This window comes from Vibrio sp. JCM 18905, from assembly GCF_055393305.1.
In genome coordinates, this window is record NZ_AP043878.1 from 1,254,949 (window position 1) to 1,276,324 (window position 21,376).

The following is a 21,376-nucleotide window of genomic DNA, read 5'->3' on the forward strand; positions in this document are numbered from 1 at the left end:
GCAGGGATCGCCCCAATTAGGAGAGAAATCATGGTACAAACAACGGCAGCGGTTATCTGTGGTGAGGAAAACGTTCAACTAAGAACCTTTGATTTACCAAACATTTCAGCCGACGAACTTCTGGTTAAAAACATTTCAAACAGCATTTGTCTATCCACTTACAAAGCAGCATTGTTAGGTAGCAAACACAAACGCGTTCCTGAAAACATTGACGAAGTGCCAGTAATGACAGGTCATGAATACGCAGGTGTGATTGTTGAAGTCGGTGAGAATCTAAAAGATCAATTCAAAGCTGGTGACTACTTTGTTTTGCAACCTGCCATGGGCTTGCCAACAGGCTACTCGGCGGGCTACAGCTATGAGACATTTGGCGGTAACGCGACGTATTCCATTATTCCTAAAATCGCTATCGACCTAGGCTGCGTGCTGCCTTACCACGGCGATTACTTTGCTGATGCGTCGCTGGCTGAGCCAATGTCTTGCATTATCGGTGCGTACCATGCGAGCTACCACACCACGCAATACGTGTACGAGCACGATATGGGCATTAAAGAAGGTGGTGCGTTAGCGCTTTTGGCGTGTGCTGGCCCAATGGGCATTGGTGCGATTGACTATGCGATCAACGGCCCTGTAAAGCCAAAACTGATCGTGGTGACGGACATCGACGCCGCGCGTTTAGACCGAGCTGAAAGCCTCATTCCCATTGCAAAAGCCAAAGAGCAGGGCGTAGAACTGCACTACGTGAATACCGCTAAAATCGACGATCCGGTCGCGTATCTCAAAGCACTCAACGGTGGCAATGGTTATGACGATGTAATGGTCTACGCGGCGGTTGCTCAAGTGCTAGAACAAGCCGATGAGCTACTTGGCAATGATGGCTGCCTCAACTTCTTTGCTGGCCCAACGGATAAGAACTTCAAAGTGCCGTTTAACTTCTACAACGTGCATTACGAATCAACCCATATTGTAGGGACGTCCGGTGGTTCAAAGGGTGACATGGTGGAATCTATTGAGCTTTCCTCACAAGGCAAGATCAACCCATCTTTCATGATAACCCATGTTGGTGGCTTACAAGCTGCACCCCATACGATTCTGAATCAGTTGGATATTCCGGGCGGTAAGAAGTTGATTTACCCACATATTGACCTGCCATTGACGGCGATTGATGACTTTTTATCGCTGGCAGATCAAGACCCGTTCTTTGCGGAACTCGATGCGATTTTGTGCGCGAACAACTATGTGTGGAACGCGCATGCAGAAAAAGCGTTACTTGAGTTTTATGACGTGAGCTTAACGGTTTAGTTGCAACGAATTTGTGTGGTAGCCTTTGCGCTGCCACATAATGGAGAGGTCATAATACGTTGTCACGTGAAGACGAATTACTGGAGAAACTGGACGAGTGCGAAAATGCCACTGCGTTTCTTCAGGTTTCTAACAAAATAATTAACCTCAAGTTAAAAGCATTACTTCCGAGCGTGTTCGTCCAAGACGATCTAGTGAAGGAGTATGCTGTGGATCCTCTATTGAAAGAAGATGGTCCGTTGGTGACGACCGATGTGGTATCTAAGCTGATGTTTGCGATGGGCAAAATCTCTTTAGAAACTTACGCCGATATCGGATTGTACGATCAGGTCTTGGAGTACGTGGTTAGCCAACCTGAGAAAGTCGAATTCGCGGATGACGTGATTTACGATTTCATCAAAAACCAAGCGGTACTCTCTTCTCAGCAAGACAGCTTTTATCTTGAGTCGATCAATCAGCTTAAGTTCTCTTCGTTTGAGTCCTTTTCGCAAATGAGATACGAATCTCTCATCAAAACAGTGTTGAAGCTGTCGTGTGAAATGTTGATAGAAAGAATCGAAGGGGAGATCAATCAATAAGGGTTCACCATGAAAGTGAATTTAAACGTCAGTGGTTTTGAAACCGAAGCTACCTTTCCTGATGCCGACGTAAAGCGAATCCATCAACCTCTTATCGAAAAATTTACCCGTCTTTATCATGAGAAGCAGGAACGCATTGTGGTGTTCTTGTGTGCCCCTCCGGGTAGCGGTAAGTCAACCCTTGCTGCGTTCTGGGAACATCTCTCTGAACAAGATGAAAACCAAGAGCCTTTACAAGTGCTGCCGTTTGATGGTTTCCACTATCCAAATGAGATCCTCGACAACAATACGATTGAACGAGATGGCGAGCTCGTGCCTCTGCGCAGTATTAAGGGGTCCTATCAAACATTTAATCTGACGGAGCTTATCGACAAGCTCAAACAGCTCAAAATGAAAGATACAAAATGGCCATACTACGACCGCAATTTGCATGATCCAGTCGACGACGCCATTTTGGTAAATCGGAATGTGGTTGTCGTTGAGGGGAATTGGTTACTGCTTAATGAACCAGTGTGGAATGAACTGCATCGTTTGGCAGATTTTACCGTCTTCGTCGATACACAGCCTGAGTTTCTGCAAGAACGCTTAGTAAACCGTAAGATTCGTGGTGGTACAGAGCCAGAAGCTGCATTGGAGTTTTATTTGAACTCAGATGCCGTAAATGTAGATAAGGTTTTAAATCACTCAATTCCAGCGGATCTCACGCTGTTTCTCAATCAAAACGGTTCGTTCGAAATTCGATAATTCGTCCACAATTTAGGAGGTCACCATGGATATCGTCGTTGATAGCCACACCCATACTATTGCCAGTGGACATGCCTACAGCACCATTTTAGAGAACGCATTGGCAGCCAAGAATAAGGGGCTAAAACTTCTTTGTACCACCGATCATGCTCCCGAAATGCCAGGAGCCCCTCACTACTGGCATTTCAATAATCAAAGAATTTTGCCCCGCTTTTTACACGATGTAGGTATTCTCCGCGGTGTAGAAGCTAACACGCTGAATGTGAAAGGGGAGATAGACTTACCACCTTCCTCTGACCAACATCTTGACTGGGTGATTGCGAGTTTCCATGAACCCGTATTCAAGCCCGCGACCGAAGCTGAGCATACTGCCGCTCTGATAAGTGCTATTAAAAGCGGCAGGGTGGATGTTCTCGGTCACTTAGGTAACCCAAATTACCCATTCGATATGGAACAGGTGCTGCGCTGCGCGAAAGAGAACAATGTTGCGGTTGAAGTTAACAATACATCTTTGATAGGCAAAAGCCGTAAGGGCAGTGATTCTCGTTGTGATCGCATTGTCGAGCTGGGCAAAGAGATTGGCGTTTACTTCAGTACCGGATCTGATGCGCACTTCTGTGAAGAGATCTCTAAGTTAGATTTGGCGATTGCTTTGCTGGAAAAACACGGTGTGGAAGAAGAGAAGATACTCACTACGTCGACGAGCCGATTCTTGAACTTCTTATTGCTGAGAGGTAAGGCGAGGATTCCAGAGTTTAAGGATTTTTACTAAGTAAAATCCCAAACACATTAAATGAAGTATTTTCTTATACAGCCCTAAAACCCGCCAAGCTGCGGGTTTTATTCGTTTTGGGGAGGCGTAGAACAAACAACGCGACTGTGATTTAAAGCGTGAAAAGAAGAATCAATGAAAAAGGGAACGAAGGCCATAATTCGAGAATATTATAGGACGAGCGGGAATTTTATTGCTCTTAATCAGTCATAAGATTATGAGCCGCTTTTTGTGTTCCGCTGTTCAATAACGAGCGATAACAGGCGAACAAGTAGGGACTGAGCTTCAGGAGACAGCAAGCGTGCAACGGCCATTAGATCATCTGCTGTTACGTGTTGAACGTCTCTTATATCCAATGCGATGTCGAGATCGGTCAAATGCAGAGAGCGCAGTATGGAGCGATATTGGGAAAGTTTCAGGTCGGATTCTCCACGCTCTATCCGTTGATACGTTTTCACGCTCATCCCTGCGATGTTTGCCATTTGTTCACGGGAGAGGCCACTCGCTTTTCTTCTCGCAATCAGTGCTTCAATAATAGGATCGACCTGCATGTGCTCTCCTGAAAGGACAGTTTTGACCTAAATAAAGCAAGAAGTGGACCAGTTTAACCATCTCATATTTACCTGTTTTGCAATCAGTATAAGAATAGCTATCTAATAAAAATGTACATATTTTAGTCAGTTATAAACTCAATGGAAAAGTATCAATCATACAAATCAATCGAGACAAAATCTTCAATTCGCAAAATGCAACGCATTTTAGATCAATTATTTAGCGAGCTTAATGAGCAGCATCGTGTCACTAAAGAAAATGTTGTCGCTCTGACTCGACAGTCTCAACAGAGGTTGATGAACTACAAAGAGCTTTATCTTCATAAAGAATCGATAGGTGAGGTAGAGTTGCAGATTGCGTATGAAAATATGAGTGTGACTGAGAAGCAGGTCGCGGATATGGGCGTTTCAGCATTAACTTATATCATCGGAGCGTTAGATAAAGCGTATTAATAGAATGGGCAAGCTAGCTTAGATTTAGACAGTTTGGATAACACCAAAAAGAAAGGATGCAAATGCTGGGGAACCACACCCAGCATTCGGACACTCATTTACCTATAGTTTCGAACCGTAAATCAGTGTTTAGAGGTATGTGAACCGAACAGTGTCGGCACGCAGCGAATAATAGCGATATTGTCCGATCTAGGCTACGCCCCTGGAATCTAACACCTTTACTTGAACTGTAAATTAATTTGTACACCCATCCAAAATTGAGCGGTTGAGCACGTTCTTACTCTCATTAGGCGATAAAAGACTGATTAGTGATGAAAATAACAACACATCTTAGGTGAATGAGGAGAGTTGTTAAAATATATCGCTATAAGATTGACCTTTTGCTTTTCAATCGTCCTGCTTATGCCTTACAATCTTTTCGAACCAAATCCATTCATAACGAATGGCGTTGATGAATTAAGATGAACAATTTTGCTTCGAACCCAAAGTTGTGCGCATTTCATCAACGATGACATCGCCCAAAACGACTCTCAAGTGTTCATGTGCAATTGAATTAACCACCTTTTGCTGCATGCTTTCTTAGCCATACAGGGCTCTTGTAACATAGAGTTCTTGTAACCAAATTTTGGCTGAGTAGAGCGTTTTGTTGGGTGTGCTTTGGATGTAGCACAACTGGCGAGAAATAAACGGATTGAATTTAGAGGTATTAACCGTGAACCTAAAACTTGTCGGCAGCTCCCTGATCGTTGCAGGTACTGCTCTTGGCGCTGGTATGCTTGCTATACCAATGGTGCTTGCTCAATTTGGCCTCCTCTGGGGCACTCTTCTTATGTTATTTATCTGGGCTGGGACGACTTACGCTGCGCTGCTCCTTCTTGAGGCCAGTTGCAAAGTAGGCGGCGGCGCGAGCATGAATGCAATTGCTCGCGAAACGCTAGGTAAAGGTGGCCAGTTGGTAACCAACAGCTTGCTTTACGCCCTGTTAGTTTGTCTATTGATGGCTTATATCATTGGTGCGGGTGATCTCGTACAAAAAGTAACAGCCTCAATTGGGCTGCCAACATCTACGATCGCAAGCCAAGTCGGTTTTACTCTTTTAGTCGGTATCATTGTTTCGGCAGGCACAGGGGTTGTAGATAAGCTTAATCGCGGTTTGTTCCTAGGCATGATCGTGGCGCTGATTCTGACACTTTTTGCGCTTGCACCAAGCGTCTCGTTTGAGGGACTTGATGAAGTCGTGAGTGACGATAAGATGGCGCTAATTAAGACAAGCTCGGTGCTTTTCACCAGTTTCGGTTTTATGGTCGTGATCCCATCGCTCGTAACTTACAACAAAGAAGCGAGCAAAACACAACTGCGTAATATGATTATCGTGGGTTCAACTATTCCGCTTGTTTGTTACTTATTATGGTTGTTAGCAGTTGTCGGTAACCTACCACCTCATGAGCTTGTTCAATACTCCAACGTAACGGAGTTGATCTCGGTATTAGGTCAGCAATACGAGGGTTTGGAGTTTATCCTATCCATGTTCACTGGGTTAGCACTGTTAACATCGTTCTTAGGTGTGGCAATGGCGCTATACGATCAAAATGCAGACCTACTGAAAGCAAGCAAGCCGGTGATTTTTGTTACTACTTTTGTGCTACCACTACTAGGTGCTGTATTTGCGCCAGAACACTTCTTGGCTATTCTTAGCTACGCGGGGATTATTCTTGTGTTTCTCGCGGTCTTTGTCCCATTATCAATGACAATGAAAGTGCGTCGAGTGCCAGTAGAAGATGACAATATTTATGAAGCTGGTGGTGGCGTAATGGGAATGAGCATGATCTTCCTGTTCGGCTGTTTCTTGCTGTTTGCCCAAGCAGTATAAAATCACGCTAGCTGATTTAAAAACTGAGCCGCTCGTTGTATAACGGGCGGCTTTTTTGTATTCATAGCCGAATCCAGGCCACTCAAAGTCATCAGCATTTGTGATGTTTGACGTTTCTCTGATAATCACGATAAGCTTTGACCTTGTAGTAAAACTCCTTAGCGAAAGGCTGACATGTACAGTGATTCACCCTTCTATTATATCGATGTTGATATGAATAAGAGGCTCTGTTGTGTCAAAGCAATTATCTTTTGCCATGGTTGGCGTTATATTGTCTTTAGGTGTGTTCAGTACAGAAGTGATGGCTGACCCGAAACATAGGCATGGTCATCGATATGATCACCATCATGAGCATCACCATCATCATAAACGCAAGCACAAGCATAAACATAAGTATAAACATCGTGACGTTATTTATGTGGAGTCTCGACGACCAAGACGCAGTTACTACTACCACGACCGAATTCCTCGTAATAGTACCTACATAAAGATTGGAGATTTCACCTATTTAAAAGTGGATGATCGTTATTATCGTCGCTCCAATGACCGCTATATCCATGTTGAATTCAATTAGAGTGGGAAAGGCAGCATAGCAAGCGTGATAACAGTTTTGAGCCGAGTGGCAACAACACTAAAAACTAGGCGTTCTAAGTCTAGATACCACTGCGATAGAGGTCTAAAAACAAAAACAGCGAGCATTGGCTCGCTGTTTTTTTAGGTGAAGACTAGACTGTAAATCGGTTTAATATTTGATCTTGTTTATGCACATCTTCTTGCTGTGCTTGCATAGCATCGTTAGTTCGATTCGCAGATTCGGCGACTTGAGTCGATAGGTCTTTAATATTCACCGTATTGTTGTTGATCTCTTCCGCAACTAAGCTTTGCTCTTCCGCCGCTGAGGCGATTTGTAAGTTCATATCAGAAATACGCTGAATTGCATCACGAATACGTTGTAACGCGTTGTTTGCCAAGTCTGCTTTTTCTACGGCTTCTACAGCGCTACCCTTGCTTTGATGCATAGCATTTGCCACAGATGATGCGCCAGATTGCAGCTGCTCAATCATAGTACGAATTTCTGTTGTTGATTCTTGGGTTCGTTGCGCCAGTGTACGAACTTCATCAGCAACGACGGCGAAGCCTCGGCCAGATTCTCCCGCACGTGCAGCCTCAATTGCGGCATTCAACGCGAGTAAGTTCGTTTGGTCCGCAATATCGTTGATGACTTTTAGAATCGTTTCGATGTTGGCGGTTGCAGATTCAAGCACTTGCACTTCTTCGACAGCAAGGTCAATGCTATCGGAAAGCATATTGATCGTTTGTGTCGATTCACCGACCACAGAAGAGCCCTCAACCGTTGCTTGATCAGCTTCTTTGGCTGCACTCGCTGCGCCTTGCGCATTATTGGCAACTTCAGTCGCGGTAACAGACATTTCGTGCATCGCGGTGGCTAATTGTTCTAGCTCTTGTAGCTGAGTTTGAATAGCACCAGCCGAATCTTTTGCACCCTCAGCGGTGATTTGAGTGCCATTCAAAATTTGATCAGAAATACTCTTCGACTCAATAATTTGCTGTTGCAAGTTTTCCATGAACGTATTGAAGTTTGTAGCAAGCTCTGAGAATTCTTGGTCAGTATCAGTTTCAAGGCGCTGTGTAAGATCGCCTTTCCCAGACGCAACACCTTTAATCGCGTTGTTTAAAGTGTCCAGCGGACGCATGAGTGTGCGAATGAGCAGAGTCAGTGCAATAACAGAAGCAATCACGGCAATGATTGAATAAATAATAGCGCTGTTGCGAAGCTCTCCTACGGCAGAGTAGGCGATAGCTTCATCAATAACTGAACCCACGTACCAGTTCTCGCCCGGGATGTGAGTCAAGTTAATCATATAACGATCGCCATCGATCTCAATGTGTTGCGTTGATTGTGTAAGATCGACCTGTGGTAGGTAGCTACCAACTTTTTCACCGTTGTATTTGCTTTGAGGGTGAGCAATGGTTGTTCCATCAGCGGTGACCAAAAATAAGTAACCAGCGTCAAACAGATTCACTTGGTTGACGAGGTCAGAAAGGGTAGTTAGTTCGAGGTCATAAAACATACCAGCTAAGAACTGGCCGTTTTCTTTTACTGGTGTACCAACAGAGATGATGACGTTTTTTGAAGACGCATCGACGTATGGGTCTGTTACGACCAAATCGCCTTTGTTTTTAGCTGCGATGAACCAAGGACGTTGACGCGGATCGTAGTCTGGTCCTGCTTCCCAGCCGTCGTCATTTTCAATCACGAAGCCATTGCTTTCATAACCAAAGCCAATCGCAAGAAAGCTGGCTTTTGGTGTTGGTCGCTCAAGAATGTTCTGAACGTAGTTGTGTGAACTTGGATTAAGTTCGATAACTTCAGTAATAGAACGAGCGAGATCCTTTTTAGCATTCATTTCAGATTGCACGGTATTGCCAACACTGGTCAATATCTCGTTCACACTCGAGTCAATGTGCTCCTGCGTTTGGGAGCGGATCGTCATAACTTGTTGCGTCGACAGTAGTGACACGGTAATTAGCAGCAAAAATGACGAGGCTGTGACAACCTTATGTCTAAATTTCATGAGCTTTCCTCTGATTCTCCCGGTTGGCTTCACTATGCTTTCACCTCTTTTTAAACGGGCGAATTCGGCATCAAGAGAAACCTATTGTGTTTGGTTATCTTTTTTATCGACATCTTTGTCAAAAACATGAGTCTATTTGTTGTCTTTTTTAACCAAATTTAAACAAAACGGTAAGTTACGACAAAAACCGTGAGTTTGATCAGATTTGTGCGCTCTGTTAATGAAAGCGTCATAATGAAAAGAATTGCGTAAAGCATAGTGTTTCAGGTTGGCGTTATTGGTGAGATGAGAGCGACTTAACTGTCGTGAAAGGGGGCGTGATTGGAGCTGTTCGTTGTAAGTTATGAGCGTTTGCTAATTAAGTGATCTGAATAGAGCTGTAGATAGAGTTTTAGACATAAAAAAGGCCCCGACAATGCGGAGCCTTTGTTGATTGATGCTTTGATTTTAGAAAATCAGATGAGCAACACCAGCAATCACAGGTAATGTGATTAGCGTACGCAGAATGAAAATAACGAACAGTTCTACAATGTTTACTGGAATTTTGCTGCCTAGTAGTAGGGCGCCAACTTCTGACATGTAGATAAGCTGAGTTACTGACATTGCTGCAATAACAAAACGTGTCATTTCATTATCAATTGATGCCGCTAAAATTGCCGGGATAAACATATCCGCAAAGCCAACAACAATAGTCTGTGATGCGGCGACAGCTTCTGGAATTTGCAGTAGCTCTAGGTATGGAATGAATGGCTGACCTAGAATTTCAAATACAGGAGTGTACTCTGCAATCACTAATGCCACGGTACCCAGACCCATAACCACAGGCAGTACACCAAACACCATGTCGATTGCGTTATGTACGCCTTCTTTAAATACCGACTGAACAGATGTTACCTGACCAGCACGCTTAAGTGCTAGATCCATACCCCATGAGAATGTGGTGTGGCCTTCTGGTACGGCGTCAGCATCTTTATCTGGGTTGCTGCCATCAATGTAGCGATCTTTCTTCAGGCTTAGCGGCGGTAAGCGAGGAATGATAACCGCAGCGACAATACCTGCTAAACAGATTGCGCCGTAGAAAGGTAGGAACAGATGCTCTAACTGTACCTGAGCGATAACCACTAAGCTAAACGTGATCGATACTGCTGAGAACGTTGTCCCGACAACAGCGGCTTCACGCTGAGTATAGAATTTATTTTCGTACTGTTTGCTGGTTAGCAAGATACCAACACTGCCGTCGCCTAACCAAGACGCCATACAGTCAATTGCGCTACGTCCAGGCAGGTTGAATACCGGGCGCATGATTTTACTCAGTAATGCGCCAAACAGCTCAAGAAGACCAAAGTTCAGAAGAAGCGGAAGGAGTAGGCCCGCAAAAATGAACACCGCAAACAAAGTTGGTAGAAGACCGGTAAGAACAAGGCCACCTGTGTTTTCTTCCCAAATCGCTTTTGGACCCACTTGGAAGAATGTCATTAATACGGCTGCACCGCCGATTAAGCGAACAACAAGCCAAAGTGGCGATGGATTGAAAAGACCGTTTAAAAATCCATTACGTAAAATCGCTGCAGGCTTGAAAATTTTGCAAAGAACAGAAGCGACTGCCATGAAAGCGATGATACTGGTGACGATAGCGATCAAGGTATCGCCTAATACTGCCGGGATGACTTTTGCCATAACCGCAACAGGGATAGTTAGGCCGCCATCGTATGAGATCGGAGCCATAAAGAGTAGAAGACCGATTAGGGAAGGGATGAAAAACATCCAAAAGTTGCCCTTAGGAGCTTCAGTAGCATTAGTGGTGTTATGCATAGTTGTCTCGTGTTACTACTAGTCAATACTTGCCATTTCCATGACATAAATATTCACTAAACATCCGTATTTAATCACAGTTTTGCGGAGGGTACCCGCAAACTGCATCCATTGCAATACTATTCATTAAATACATCTAGTTATTCAGCCGATTTGTCGGATTATTGGTCAAATAACGTATAAGTGTATACGAATATGTTGCTTGTGTTAGAAAATTGTAGCACGGAGCGCGGGCAGCGCAGAGAATTATGGGGCGCATTGTGACTGGAATAATAAAACGGTAAACAAATGTGACTTTGATCTAACTAACTTTTTGCCGGGAGCCCTGTTAGCCCTAGCTGTTATAAGGTTTTTTAGCTGCGTTACAACACGATAAAACGTTTATTATGATGTGCAGTGGTGAGAGAGTTGATCTACAACCGATTGAAGCATTCGGCCTCAATCGGTTCGAGATTTTATGCTTTTTGTTGGCGACTAAGCATGTAAAGGTAACTCCAGTAGATCAGAGCCGTAGCGAAAGCCAACATTGCAGGGAAAACGAGCGTATATAATCCATATACCACGAATAGTGCGGCTCCCGCGACACCGCCCAGCAAGAATCCGAAGAAAATGAATAGGAATAGCTTTGCTTTACGTCGATCAAATTGACGACCTCTTAAGCTTTCTCCAATCATAATCCCCAGATCGGTGATGATCCCAGTCATATGTGTGGTTCTGACTACTGCGCCGCTGAATGTAGTGATCATTGCGTTTTGTAATCCACATGCTGCTGACGCTAGATATTGGCCGTACAAATCCCCTTGCACCAAAAAGCCCAAACTGAGTAGGAGCAAGCTCCCTTCTATGCACAGTGCAACACCATATCTTCGCCCTAGTTTTAACGCACTGCTCTCAATAAAAAAGCCGCTAAAGGCAGCACCGATCAAAAAGCTAAATACGATGAAGAGCAGGTGAATGGAGCTATCCACACCTGTTAGCAAGCTGTTCCCTAGCTGAGTTACGGTTCCCGAAAGATGTGTTATCGCTTGATGTTGAAAGCCGAGAAGACCAACGGCATTGACGCAGCCCGCGAGAAGGGCAAGTAGAAACGCGCCATATTCCACCCAACGAGGAAGTCTGGAAATCACAATAAAACCCCACCAAATGTTAGGAGCCGATTATAACGCTCACACCGCGTTACGAAACCCCTTACAGTAAAACTCGGTTGATCATTCTCAAAAAAATCTCATTTATAGAGCTTTTGCGTTGACCGTGATAACGACATAGAGGGGGATTTCCCCTACCTGATGTGTTCCATTGTACATTCGAAACTCACCCATCCATGTTTCCTCTGCTCATAGATGGAAACCGTTGGTTGGTGGAACTCTTTATCAGTAAAAAGACCGACGGGAATGATCATGATTTCAGGAAATGTAGAGACCAATAAGCGCATTGTCGTGCCGCAAGAAGGGCAAAACTCATACTGAACCTCGCTGCCATCATCCCCCATTCGCGTATAGCAGGTGACCTCACCGTTTAAAGTTACGTGCTCTTTATCAAAGCGAGCCTGTACCCCAAACACACTGCCTGTCCGCTTTTGGCATTCAAAACAATGGCAGACAGACGTACGGATGGGTTCTCCCTTACAACGGAGCTCAACTAAACCGCAAGCGCATTCGCATGTATGAATGGTTGTTGTCATCGTGATTACCTATTCTTCCTAATACACCAATGAATTTGGAACACTGAGAGCAGTGTCAGTGGCCAGTTATGAACTCTGGGCTTGAAAATCATTTGGATACAGTCAGTTTAGTTTAATTTTGAAACACTTGAAGGGATGAAATCATTTGGGTATACAATGCTATACTCGCTTTTTCATTTATACCTTTAAACAAGGAAGTCTTCATGGCTCACAAAAGAATCCTGCCGATACCACTTATTCTTCTTATTCCGATCGTATTATTGGTCGTGGTTGTGATCGCGGGTGTTTATCGCTTTAGTTTGTCTGATGAAGAGATCATGGCTAAGTTCCCTCAAACGGAAGCAGAAACCAATGTTATTGTGCAAGAGACGCTGGGAATTACTTCACGCAACCCATGGACGATTCAAGTACCAGAGCAGGGAGCGGTCACTTTTCTTGATGAGTGGGATAAAGAAAACGGCTATTTGATAGGCGATTATGATGCAGGTGCGACAAAAGGTCAGGTACTCGTTCCAACTGCGTTTATTAGTCAGCGTGATATTGAGAGGGTTTCATGGATTGCTGCACCGATGATTGTAACGACACAAGGTAGCGGTTCGTTTAACTATGTTGGCTTGTTTAAGTTTGACCCCGTGCCGAGCCGAGTTGTCCTTTTAGACAATATTTTTGTCGGTGACCGCGTTAAATTTACCCAAATTACATGGGAAAGTGATGCCATTATCACGCTTTCATATTTAGCGCATGGTGACGATCAAGCAATGGCAGATACGCCAAATCAATTAAATTCATCCACATTAAAGCGTGTAGGGAATAACTTACATATGCAACAGTGATGAATTTTTTTTGAGTTCTGTAAAAATTCAGTGTTTTCTGCGCTAGATCTCGAAATTTCATAGTGATTTCTTATACGGGAATGCATAAGCTATGAGCCTTGTTTGAAAGGAGATAGTAATTCCCGTGTCTACAAATGAAATTACAAGACGGTTGCCGAATCTGACAAGTCGTAGAGCGCTGCTGTTATACTCCTTGCCAGTTTTAGTTGCGATTGGTGTTTCTCACTCTCTCAAAGAGTCATCTTTAACCAAAACCATCGCATTGAACCTGCCTGAATCTCAGGTCGTTGAAAAAATTCTTGATGCGACAACTGCCGAAGTTGTCACTCCCCCGAACTTCGAATATCAAATCCAAGCAGGTGACAACCTAAGCACTATTTTTAGCCAGCTCGGTTTCGGTTACAGCTCGTTAATGAAAGTAATGGAAACGGATTTGAACTACCTTGCACTTGATACACTAAAGCCGGGCAACACGCTCCGCTTTTGGCGTGATGATGCGACAGGCGAGTTAGAGAAAATGGAACTGCAATTTTCTATTGCAGATAAAGTGGTCTACCAACTAAATAGTGATGGTAGCTATGACTTTACCGATATCTCGATTCCTGGCGTGTGGAGCCAAGAACCATTGGTTGGTGTTATTCAAGGCAGTTTCTCTTCTTCTGCAAGTCGATTAGGTCTAACGTCGGCAGAAGTGAGTCAAGTTGTGAGCTTACTCAAAGAGCAACTCAACTTTGGGCGTGATCTTCGTGCAGGTGATCGATTTGAAGTCGTTCGTCGTTCGCAAAGCATCAATGGTGTGCCAACGGGCAAGAACGAAATTGAGGCGATTAAGATCTACAATCGCGGACGTGAAATCACGGCTTACCTTCATACCGATGGTCAATTCTACAATGCCAAAGGCGAAAGCTTGCAGCGCGCATTCCAGCGTTATCCTGTAAGTAGCCGTTGGCGTATCAGTTCTGGCTTCAATCCCAATCGTTTACATCCAGTAACGGGGCGTGTCGCGCCGCACAACGGTACTGACTTTGCCGTACCAACCGGTACTCCAGTCGTTTCTACTGGTGACGGTACAGTGATCATGACTCGTAAACACCCTTATGCGGGTAACTACGTGGTTGTTGAGCATGGCAGCAAATACAAAACCCGTTACTTACACCTAAGTAAGATTCTGGTGAAGAAAGGGCAAAAGGTTTCTCGAGGCCAGCGTATCGGTCTTTCAGGTAAAACAGGTCGAGTGACAGGGCCACACCTTCACTATGAATTGATTGAATACGGCCGTCCAGTTAACGCCATGCGAGCAAACATCCCAATGGCGAGCTCTGTTCCTAAGAAAGAGATGGCAACCTTTGTCGCGAACAGAGATGAAATGGATAAGCTATTACGCGATAAAGAGAAAGCAGTGCTGTAACAAAGTACTTCGCTCAAAAAATAAAAAGAGACTAAGTATAGCTTGGTCTCTTTTACTTTGTGCATTAACTAGATTTACATTCCATGACCGTCGCTTGTTTAGAGCTCTTAGGCGCTCCGCACTTCACGTTCATTTATCAGGTGTACGATTTCATCAACACTGTGTGGGCGAGAGTAGAAATAGCCTTGAATGTAGTGGCAGCCCATTTCAATTAACTTTTGTAGTGCTCTATCGTCTTCTACGCCTTCGGCAATCAAATCCACATCAAGCAGTTCTGCTAATTGCGCTATCAAAAACACCACTTGTTCAGAGGTTGTATTTGAGAGCATGTTTTGAACGAAGGTTGCATCGATTTTAATGCTATCAATCGGATAATTGTGTATATAGTTCAAGCTTGAGTATCCCGTACCAAAATCATCCAACGCGACCTTAAAACCTAAGTACCGCAATGAGTTAAGTACCATCTGTTCACGGCCACTTTGCGAGAGTAAAACGGTCTCGGTGAGCTCTATAACAAAGTCTTTTGCTTCATGCTGATACTTTTCAACCATGTTAGTTAGGTGGTTAATATAGCGGTTAGAGTCGACCAGCTCATACGCAGAGCAATTGATAGAGAGTTTGACTTTGTATCCTAAGTTAGCTTCTAGCTCTTGTTTTGCGATACATGCGAGTTCAATAATACGTTCACCCAACTCGATAATCAGGCCTGATTGTTCGGCAGCTTCAATGAATTCCGCAGGGGAGATGTTTCCGTAAACATTGCTGTTCCAGCGGGCTAGGATTTCAAAGTAATTCCAGCGATCGCTTGTGATATCTACGATTGGCTGAACAACGACATACAACTCTTCGCTATCATGTATGTCAGCGCTTAGTTGAATGCGCATAGCTTCAATAAGCTGAGTTCTACGGTGATAAAGGGCACTAAGATGTGTGTCGTAATGCTGAATTCGTGTATCGCGATGTTTTTTACAGTCTTTGAGAGCGAGGCTGGCATTCAAAATTAGCTCATCGCTGTTCAACATATGTACTGGTGCGCGCGCGATACCAATACTAACAGTGAAAGAAATTCGGTTAGATTTGTCGCTGTAGCCGCTTTCAATTTTGTCGAGTACTTCCTGACACACGGCGACAGGATCTTCGTCGTAAGTAATGAAGGCGAATTCATCTCCTGCGACACGAAAAGCGTTGTTTGGCGATGACAAGCTTTGTTGAATGGCGTTCGCCGTAAACTTAATGATTTGGTCGCCGATGTAGTTTCCGTTGATATCATTGATCGATTTAAAGTTATCGATGTCTAGGTAAGCCAAACTGAATGGACGAGTGGCCTGTTGCGTCAATGTCTCCAAGGTATCAGCTAAACAGCTACGGTTGAGCAGTCCAGTTAGATTATCATGCGATACTTCATAGCTAAGCTGATTAAGAAGCTTATCTGAACGTTCACTGACCCACTTTTCACGTAAGCTGTGAATAATGACATTGGCATAAAAGCGGTGGAAGTCGAGGATATCTTGCGCTTCCTTAGCGTGGATGCTTCGGGTAAAGGTAGACAATAAAATTCCCAGAACCTCGCCATTTTGTGTCTTCAATGGCAGGCCAATGTAAGCTTGAATGCCATCCTCTTGAAACATCTGATCTTCAGGAAAGCGTTTGTAAACTTGGTCCTGATAGAAAATATGTTCGCCAATGTCTTTTGCCACTTTTTCACAGGGGGTGCCTGAAAGGTGGTAGCTTAGATTGTCTGTTATTTTTCCATTGCTAGCGAAGGAGATGGTATGAGCCGAATGCTGAAGATGCGCAACTTCTACAACGCAAGTGCAATGGCTCTGCAATTGTTGATGAATATCTAACGTGACTCGGTTTAGCTGAGCCGTGCCGTTTAGCTTTAATATTTCATCAATTTTGTGGAAACTGATTTGTACCTGACCCATTGAGCATTTCACCTAGCGTTGTGATTACCATATCGTGTGAGACACGAAGAATTATTATTTGATATGCATCAAATAAACTATCGGTTACTAAGGCGAATTTTTCAAATTTTGTGAACGAACAAATCATTCTTTTCATGTTTTTATGCTTGAACCTTTTAAAGGTATAGCGATAAAAACGCTAAGCTAGGCGCGCTTCTCCTCTTCTAATCGCGATTTGAGATAATCGAGGAACAGCTTAGTTCGGGTATGCTGATAATCCAGCTTTGGATAGTAGGCATATACAGTGGCTTTATCCGCTGTGATATCGGGCAAGATAGGCACTAAAGCTCCGGATTTGAGATCATCTTTGATCATGACGTTATTCGTCATCAGAATACCCATGCCTCTTTTGGCACCATGAAACAGCGCTTCTGGGTTGGTCGTGGCAAAGTTACCGGACAAGCTGATACGTTTACCTCGATTGGTTTTGATTTCTCGTGAGGGCTTTTCACCCCAAATCAGGACATTATGCTCTGTCAGATCCTCAACGCATTGTGGGGTGCCGTATTTTTTTAGGTAACTAGGCGCAGCGTAAAACTGGGCTTTATGTTCGAAAAGCGCAGTGGCTTTGAAACTCAGAGAGTTCAGTTGCTCTAATTCCCGGCTAATAAACAGGTCTAAGCTTAGCTCTGGCAATTGGCCTGGTAGCGTTGTCGTTAATTGAAGCGTGATGTCTGGATATTTCTCAAGAAAATCATCTAGGTAATGCACCAAAAACTTAGAACCAACCGCCAGTGTCGCGCCAATTTTCAATAACCCCGCTGGTGATTGATTGACTGAGCGAGTTTCATCTAATACTGATTGCCACGAATCCAACTGATTTTTTGCTCGTTGATAAAACAGCGCACCAGCTTCGGTTTGGCTAATAGAGCGGGTCGTGCGTTTAAGTAGCTGAACGCCAATTTTATCTTCTAGCCATTGAACTCGTTTACTGATAGCTGAGCTGGTGGTATTGAGTTTCCGCGCTGCGGCATTAAAGCTACCTTCTTCGACCACACGAATATAACTCTTCACGCTTTGAATCCAGTCCATTGTGTCTCCTTGGGAATTAATTCCTTTCCAACTTAGCTGATTATCATCTTTGAGTATCAAATATACACTGTTTGCCATCAATCTGTCACAAAGTAGGAGGAACGTTTGCGTAAAACACCATTGTTATTAGCGATGATGATCATTGCCACAGGCCAAGTTGGCGTTAGTATTTATCTTCCTTCTTTGCCATTGATTGGTCATGACTTGAATTTGCCGCAACATTCGATTCAGAATCTCGTCACACTATTTCTCGTTGGCTTCGGTATCTCTCAGCTGTTTTATGGCCCATTGTCTGATGCGATTGGTCGTCGACCAGTATTTATTCTGGGCCAAAGTGTGTACCTAGTTGGTACGGTTATGTGTATCGCCTTTTCGGACAACATTATTGCTCTTGAAGCGGGGCGGTTACTTCAAGGTTTGGGAGCGGGCAGTGCCTCGGTGCTTGGTCGCTCCGTATTGCGTGACAGTTATGACGGTATGCAATTAACCAAAGCGCTATCTTATATTTCAGTAACGGCTTCTGTGATGCCAATTATTGCTCCACTGTTTGGTGGCTGGATTGCTTTTCACCTGAGTTGGCATGCTGTCTTCGTGTTTGTGCTGATTTACTTAATGGCTATTTTTACGCTTGGTTTATTGGTGCTGCCAGAAACGCTGCCTTACCCGAAGCGAAAATTTAAAGTAGGCCAAGTCAGCGCGAACTATTTGCGTCTGTTAACGAATACACAAGTGATTGGTAGTGCGAGCTACAACTGGCTTAGTTATTTATCGGCTCTGGTTACGCTCTCCTTGTATCCATTTTTAATGCAACAAAAGTTAGGATTAACGGCGGCGGATTATGGCTCGTTGATGATCATACCGTCAGTTGGTTTGCTGACGGGTAGCTTGGTGCTTAATTTGATCAACGCTCGTTACAAAGCTCAGCAAATCTTGCTGATGAGTTTCGCGATTGTTGCTATTGCTGGCTTCATGTTGTTGGTTACACCCTTCAGTGTATTTTCATTACTAGTGGCATTTACGTGTTTAAGTTTTGCCCAAGGCATGTCGTTTCCGGTATCAATTAGTTTGTTGCTGTCGCCACATAAGCAACAGGCTGGAGCGGTTTCTGCATTGTCTGGCTCAATTCAAATGTGTTTAGCCGGGTTGTTTGGCGGATACTTGGTAGATTCTTGGGTCACGAATCAAAACCAGCTTGGGGTGTTTTATTTGTTTATTGCGTTACTTTCTTGCTGTGTGCTTGCATTGAGTCAATTTCGTAAAGTACCCAAAGGGACTATTCAAGCAGAAACTTCCACCTGAATATACTTGCAACGAAAGAGGCAGCTTTCTAAAATGCGCTGCTAAATTAAGTCAGGATCATTGTGTATATTGAATGACTCAGTTTGAGAGGAAGAGGGCAATGCCTGATGCTCCTCTCAAGCTTGGTGATACATTTCTGCCCAAATGACTATCCGATCTCTAATCGTTAGGTGAAAGAATGCAACAAAACGAATTTGAAACACTGGTAAAAGAAATTACTCAGCAAGAAAGCATGCCAAAGGCACTCGAAGTCTTGAAGGCGTGTGAGGAAGAAGAAGTTGCACAAGCGGCACAATCCCTAACGGGTCAGTTTGGTCTTGCAGAAGTTGATGGCGAGAAACGTATTTACCATATTACCACTCAAGAAGACGAGTCCGGAGAAGAGCAAGAATACGTGGAGCACGTCATGAATGAAGGCGATCACTTGATCAAATTTGCTGCGTGGTTCTTTGAAACATTCTTTGAAATCAAACAGAAAGATACGTACGTCGCAGCGGGTAAAACATACCAGCAACCTAAGCGATAGGCGCCCGTTTCGAAAAAGTAATCAGAACCAACCTGAAAGTTAATTACAAAATAAATGTGACACAAGTCTTGTTTTTATTCAATTGTGGTGTAAAATTACAACATAGTTAAGTCAATACATTCAGGAGAAGGTCATGGGTAACGAACTTGGTGGTGCTTATATTGGCCAGATGATTGCAAAAGACGCGATGCACAAAGCGCTTTACGGTAAAGCGAAGAAGAAAAAAGCTTCTGTTTTTGCTCGTGTTATGAAAAAACTGGCGAAATAATTTAAAAAGCCCTGATTGAAGAATCAGGGCTTTTTGCTTTTATCTGTCTTGTTTTTAGTGGCAGCCTACATATTGAATAACATTGGTAAACCACTACTCAAAGACGGATGGCATTTGAATCAAACGCTAAGCGGATTGGCTTGGTATCTCCACGACATTATTAGGCACTTTATCTAGCCCCTTTGCTGCTAACCACTTTTCTAAATCGTCAGCGCCTCCAACATACTTTCCATCCAACCAGATCTGCGGCACTGTTACCGGCGTTTTTTCTCCAATGATGGCTTTTACTTCGGGGATCATGCGATACAAAGCGGCGCTGTCTTTAACCACGTCATGATACTCGTATTGAACACCAGCATCGTCAAGTAGTTGTTTCGCTTTGACACAGTAAGGGCAGGTGGCTTTACCATAAACAATGTTGCCTTTTAGCTCATCGCGTTTGACCCATTCAGCGATAACTGATTGCACAAGCACGCCCCGGTTTAGCGCTTCTCCTTGGCTGACCACTTTTCCTTCGACAATAAGAATCGGTGCATGCCAGGCCCCTGCTTTTAATGGTTCCCACCAATGTGATAACCAATCTTTTACTTCCAGTTCAACGGGGACATCAGCGAGTTCGTTTTTAAAAGTATCCGTCAAAATATCTTTAGTTAACGTACATTCACCACAAGGAATATTGACTTTGAATGGACCCCAACTACCAGCCCAGCGGTACAGTGTAATTTTGATTGGTTGACTCATATGGTGTTCCTCATTTCCTTTCCTGAAAATATAGAACCTTGAAATTAGACTTTTCTTTCAACTAGCTTTGTCTTTTTCGATTCCCAATGCGTAATAAACGCAATGGAGGCAATAATAATCGCGGCGCCTAGCCATAAACGACCAGGTGGTACCCAGCCAAACACCAACCAGCCAGCAACGACATTCAAAGGCAGCTTTGCGTGATCAAATGGTTGCACAAACGAGGCGTCTGCTACTGCATATGCTTTAACGATAGCCCATTGAGCGAGTGCTGTAAGCGCGCCTGCGGCTAAAAGTACGCCCCATATCGTCCAGGTATTTGGCATCGTAAATGTCGGTATTGCCAATAAGATATTAAACGGCGTTATCAGCAGTAATAAATAGACAACCATGGTTGAGGGCGGATCGTTGACCGACATTTTCTTTACCATCAGAGAATACGCTGCCCAGAAAAATGCGGCGCCAACAGGAAGCAGGGTCGCCCATGTAAATGAATCTGCCCACGGCTCAAGAATGATCATAGCACCAACGAACCCTGTTAATGTTGCTAACCAGCGTGCAGTACCTACTTTCTCTTTGAGTAACAAGCCAGATCCAACCGTTGCAAATAATGGAGAGGTCATCAGCAGCGCAATGCCTTGCCAAATCGGAACTGGATAAGCGAGTGCCCAAAGCCAAAGCTGAATCCCGATAACAGAGAGAAAAATACGGAAGGCATGCCAACCAAAGTGTTGGGTTTTTAGTGAGCGTCTAATTCCAAGTGTACGCAGATAGGGCAGAATGACAAATAAGGCAATAGCGTATTGGAATAATGCGAATGTGGTGGAAGAGACACCAAAGTTGATGCTAGCAATTTGGGCGAAGCTGTTCACTATGGCGAATGCCAAGCCAGCTGTTAGCATCCAGGACGCACCTTGAACAGGATGATGATTCAATTGAAAA

At 44.0% G+C, this 21,376-nt stretch carries 21 protein-coding genes; 12 read left to right on the top strand and 9 right to left on the bottom strand.

Features of this window, described 5'->3' with window-relative positions:
• The first annotated feature begins 30 nt into the window (after positions 1-30).
• From ACZ5ZC_RS05490 to ACZ5ZC_RS05505, 4 genes are read left to right on the top strand one after another with little or no spacing between them, the layout of a single operon-like run.
• Complete coding sequence (locus tag ACZ5ZC_RS05490; RefSeq protein ID WP_464931476.1) at positions 31-1,302, top strand: zinc-binding dehydrogenase; 1,272 nt, start codon at positions 31-33, stop codon at positions 1,300-1,302.
• 59 nt (positions 1,303-1,361) lie between these two features.
• On the top strand, positions 1,362-1,880 hold the full coding sequence (locus tag ACZ5ZC_RS05495) for an MltR family transcriptional regulator (protein WP_005435522.1): 519 nt from the start codon (positions 1,362-1,364) through the stop codon (positions 1,878-1,880).
• A gap of 9 nt (positions 1,881-1,889) precedes the next feature.
• A complete protein-coding gene (locus tag ACZ5ZC_RS05500; RefSeq protein ID WP_395213555.1) occupies positions 1,890-2,624 on the top strand; it encodes a nucleoside/nucleotide kinase family protein in 735 nt (244 codons plus the stop codon).
• Between the two features lie 25 nt (positions 2,625-2,649).
• The gene (locus tag ACZ5ZC_RS05505; RefSeq protein WP_464931477.1) at positions 2,650-3,396 is read left to right on the top strand and encodes a PHP domain-containing protein; all 747 of its coding nucleotides are present in this window, start codon (positions 2,650-2,652) and stop codon (positions 3,394-3,396) included.
• 215 nt (positions 3,397-3,611) lie between these two features.
• Here the strand turns inward: ACZ5ZC_RS05505 and ACZ5ZC_RS05510 are convergent, their stop codons facing one another.
• Positions 3,612-3,947, bottom strand: coding sequence for a helix-turn-helix domain-containing protein (locus ACZ5ZC_RS05510; protein WP_005391220.1), 336 nt, complete (start codon positions 3,945-3,947; stop codon positions 3,612-3,614).
• Between the two features lie 141 nt (positions 3,948-4,088).
• Here ACZ5ZC_RS05510 and ACZ5ZC_RS05515 point away from each other — a divergent pair, with 141 nt between their 5' ends.
• From ACZ5ZC_RS05515 to ACZ5ZC_RS05525, 3 genes are all read left to right on the top strand, one after another.
• A complete protein-coding gene (locus ACZ5ZC_RS05515; protein ID WP_006742087.1) occupies positions 4,089-4,400 on the top strand; it encodes a hypothetical protein in 312 nt (103 codons plus the stop codon).
• Positions 4,401-5,112: 712 nt separating this feature from the next.
• Positions 5,113-6,270 carry an amino acid permease gene (locus tag ACZ5ZC_RS05520; RefSeq protein WP_006742085.1) on the top strand — a complete coding sequence of 386 codons (1,158 nt, stop codon included), beginning with the start codon at positions 5,113-5,115 and terminating at the stop codon, positions 6,268-6,270.
• Between the two features lie 232 nt (positions 6,271-6,502).
• Entirely contained in the window at positions 6,503-6,844 is a 342-nt protein-coding gene (locus tag ACZ5ZC_RS05525) for a VPA0510 family protein (RefSeq protein WP_081441257.1), read from the top strand.
• Positions 6,845-6,995: 151 nt separating this feature from the next.
• On the opposite strand, the gene ACZ5ZC_RS05530 is transcribed toward ACZ5ZC_RS05525, so the two are convergent.
• The 4 genes from ACZ5ZC_RS05530 to ACZ5ZC_RS05545 all read right to left on the bottom strand — a co-directional run bounded on the left by ACZ5ZC_RS05530 (position 6,996) and on the right by ACZ5ZC_RS05545 (position 12,360).
• Positions 6,996-8,867 (bottom strand): methyl-accepting chemotaxis protein, encoded by a 1,872-nt coding sequence (locus ACZ5ZC_RS05530; RefSeq protein WP_048625268.1) that lies wholly within the window; start codon positions 8,865-8,867, stop codon positions 6,996-6,998.
• 447 nt (positions 8,868-9,314) lie between these two features.
• Complete coding sequence (locus ACZ5ZC_RS05535; protein ID WP_041853121.1) at positions 9,315-10,679, bottom strand: YjiH family protein; 1,365 nt, start codon at positions 10,677-10,679, stop codon at positions 9,315-9,317.
• A 455-nt stretch (positions 10,680-11,134) separates the two neighbouring features.
• The gene (locus tag ACZ5ZC_RS05540) at positions 11,135-11,806 is read right to left on the bottom strand and encodes a YoaK family protein (RefSeq protein WP_395196121.1); all 672 of its coding nucleotides are present in this window, start codon (positions 11,804-11,806) and stop codon (positions 11,135-11,137) included.
• Positions 11,807-11,958: 152 nt separating this feature from the next.
• Positions 11,959-12,360 (bottom strand): GFA family protein, encoded by a 402-nt coding sequence (locus ACZ5ZC_RS05545; RefSeq protein ID WP_012842460.1) that lies wholly within the window; start codon positions 12,358-12,360, stop codon positions 11,959-11,961.
• 203 nt (positions 12,361-12,563) lie between these two features.
• Here ACZ5ZC_RS05545 and ACZ5ZC_RS05550 point away from each other — a divergent pair, with 203 nt between their 5' ends.
• A complete protein-coding gene (locus ACZ5ZC_RS05550; RefSeq protein ID WP_464931478.1) occupies positions 12,564-13,193 on the top strand; it encodes a hypothetical protein in 630 nt (209 codons plus the stop codon).
• 124 nt (positions 13,194-13,317) lie between these two features.
• Positions 13,318-14,601, top strand: coding sequence for a peptidoglycan DD-metalloendopeptidase family protein (locus tag ACZ5ZC_RS05555; RefSeq protein WP_031780190.1), 1,284 nt, complete (start codon positions 13,318-13,320; stop codon positions 14,599-14,601).
• A 107-nt stretch (positions 14,602-14,708) separates the two neighbouring features.
• Here ACZ5ZC_RS05555 and ACZ5ZC_RS05560 read toward each other — a convergent pair whose 3' ends face one another.
• Positions 14,709-16,529: a putative bifunctional diguanylate cyclase/phosphodiesterase gene (locus tag ACZ5ZC_RS05560; protein ID WP_006742077.1), complete on the bottom strand. Its 1,821-nt coding sequence runs from the start codon at positions 16,527-16,529 to the stop codon at positions 14,709-14,711.
• A 183-nt stretch (positions 16,530-16,712) separates the two neighbouring features.
• Positions 16,713-17,600 carry a LysR family transcriptional regulator gene (locus ACZ5ZC_RS05565; RefSeq protein WP_005391202.1) on the bottom strand — a complete coding sequence of 296 codons (888 nt, stop codon included), beginning with the start codon at positions 17,598-17,600 and terminating at the stop codon, positions 16,713-16,715.
• Between the two features lie 105 nt (positions 17,601-17,705).
• Between ACZ5ZC_RS05565 and ACZ5ZC_RS05570 the strand changes: the two genes are divergently transcribed.
• From ACZ5ZC_RS05570 to ACZ5ZC_RS05580, 3 genes are all read left to right on the top strand, one after another.
• Complete coding sequence (locus tag ACZ5ZC_RS05570) at positions 17,706-18,899, top strand: multidrug effflux MFS transporter (protein WP_464931479.1); 1,194 nt, start codon at positions 17,706-17,708, stop codon at positions 18,897-18,899.
• A 178-nt stretch (positions 18,900-19,077) separates the two neighbouring features.
• Positions 19,078-19,425, top strand: a complete 348-nt coding sequence (locus ACZ5ZC_RS05575) for a hypothetical protein (protein ID WP_005391198.1) — start codon at positions 19,078-19,080, stop codon at positions 19,423-19,425.
• 133 nt (positions 19,426-19,558) lie between these two features.
• Complete coding sequence (locus tag ACZ5ZC_RS05580) at positions 19,559-19,693, top strand: hypothetical protein (RefSeq protein WP_005391196.1); 135 nt, start codon at positions 19,559-19,561, stop codon at positions 19,691-19,693.
• Between the two features lie 126 nt (positions 19,694-19,819).
• Here the strand turns inward: ACZ5ZC_RS05580 and ACZ5ZC_RS05585 are convergent, their stop codons facing one another.
• Positions 19,820-20,434 (bottom strand): glutaredoxin domain-containing protein, encoded by a 615-nt coding sequence (locus ACZ5ZC_RS05585; protein WP_053809571.1) that lies wholly within the window; start codon positions 20,432-20,434, stop codon positions 19,820-19,822.
• Between the two features lie 44 nt (positions 20,435-20,478).
• A complete protein-coding gene (locus ACZ5ZC_RS05590) occupies positions 20,479-21,336 on the bottom strand; it encodes a DMT family transporter (RefSeq protein WP_054867549.1) in 858 nt (285 codons plus the stop codon).
• Between the last annotated feature and the right edge of the window lie 40 nt (positions 21,337-21,376).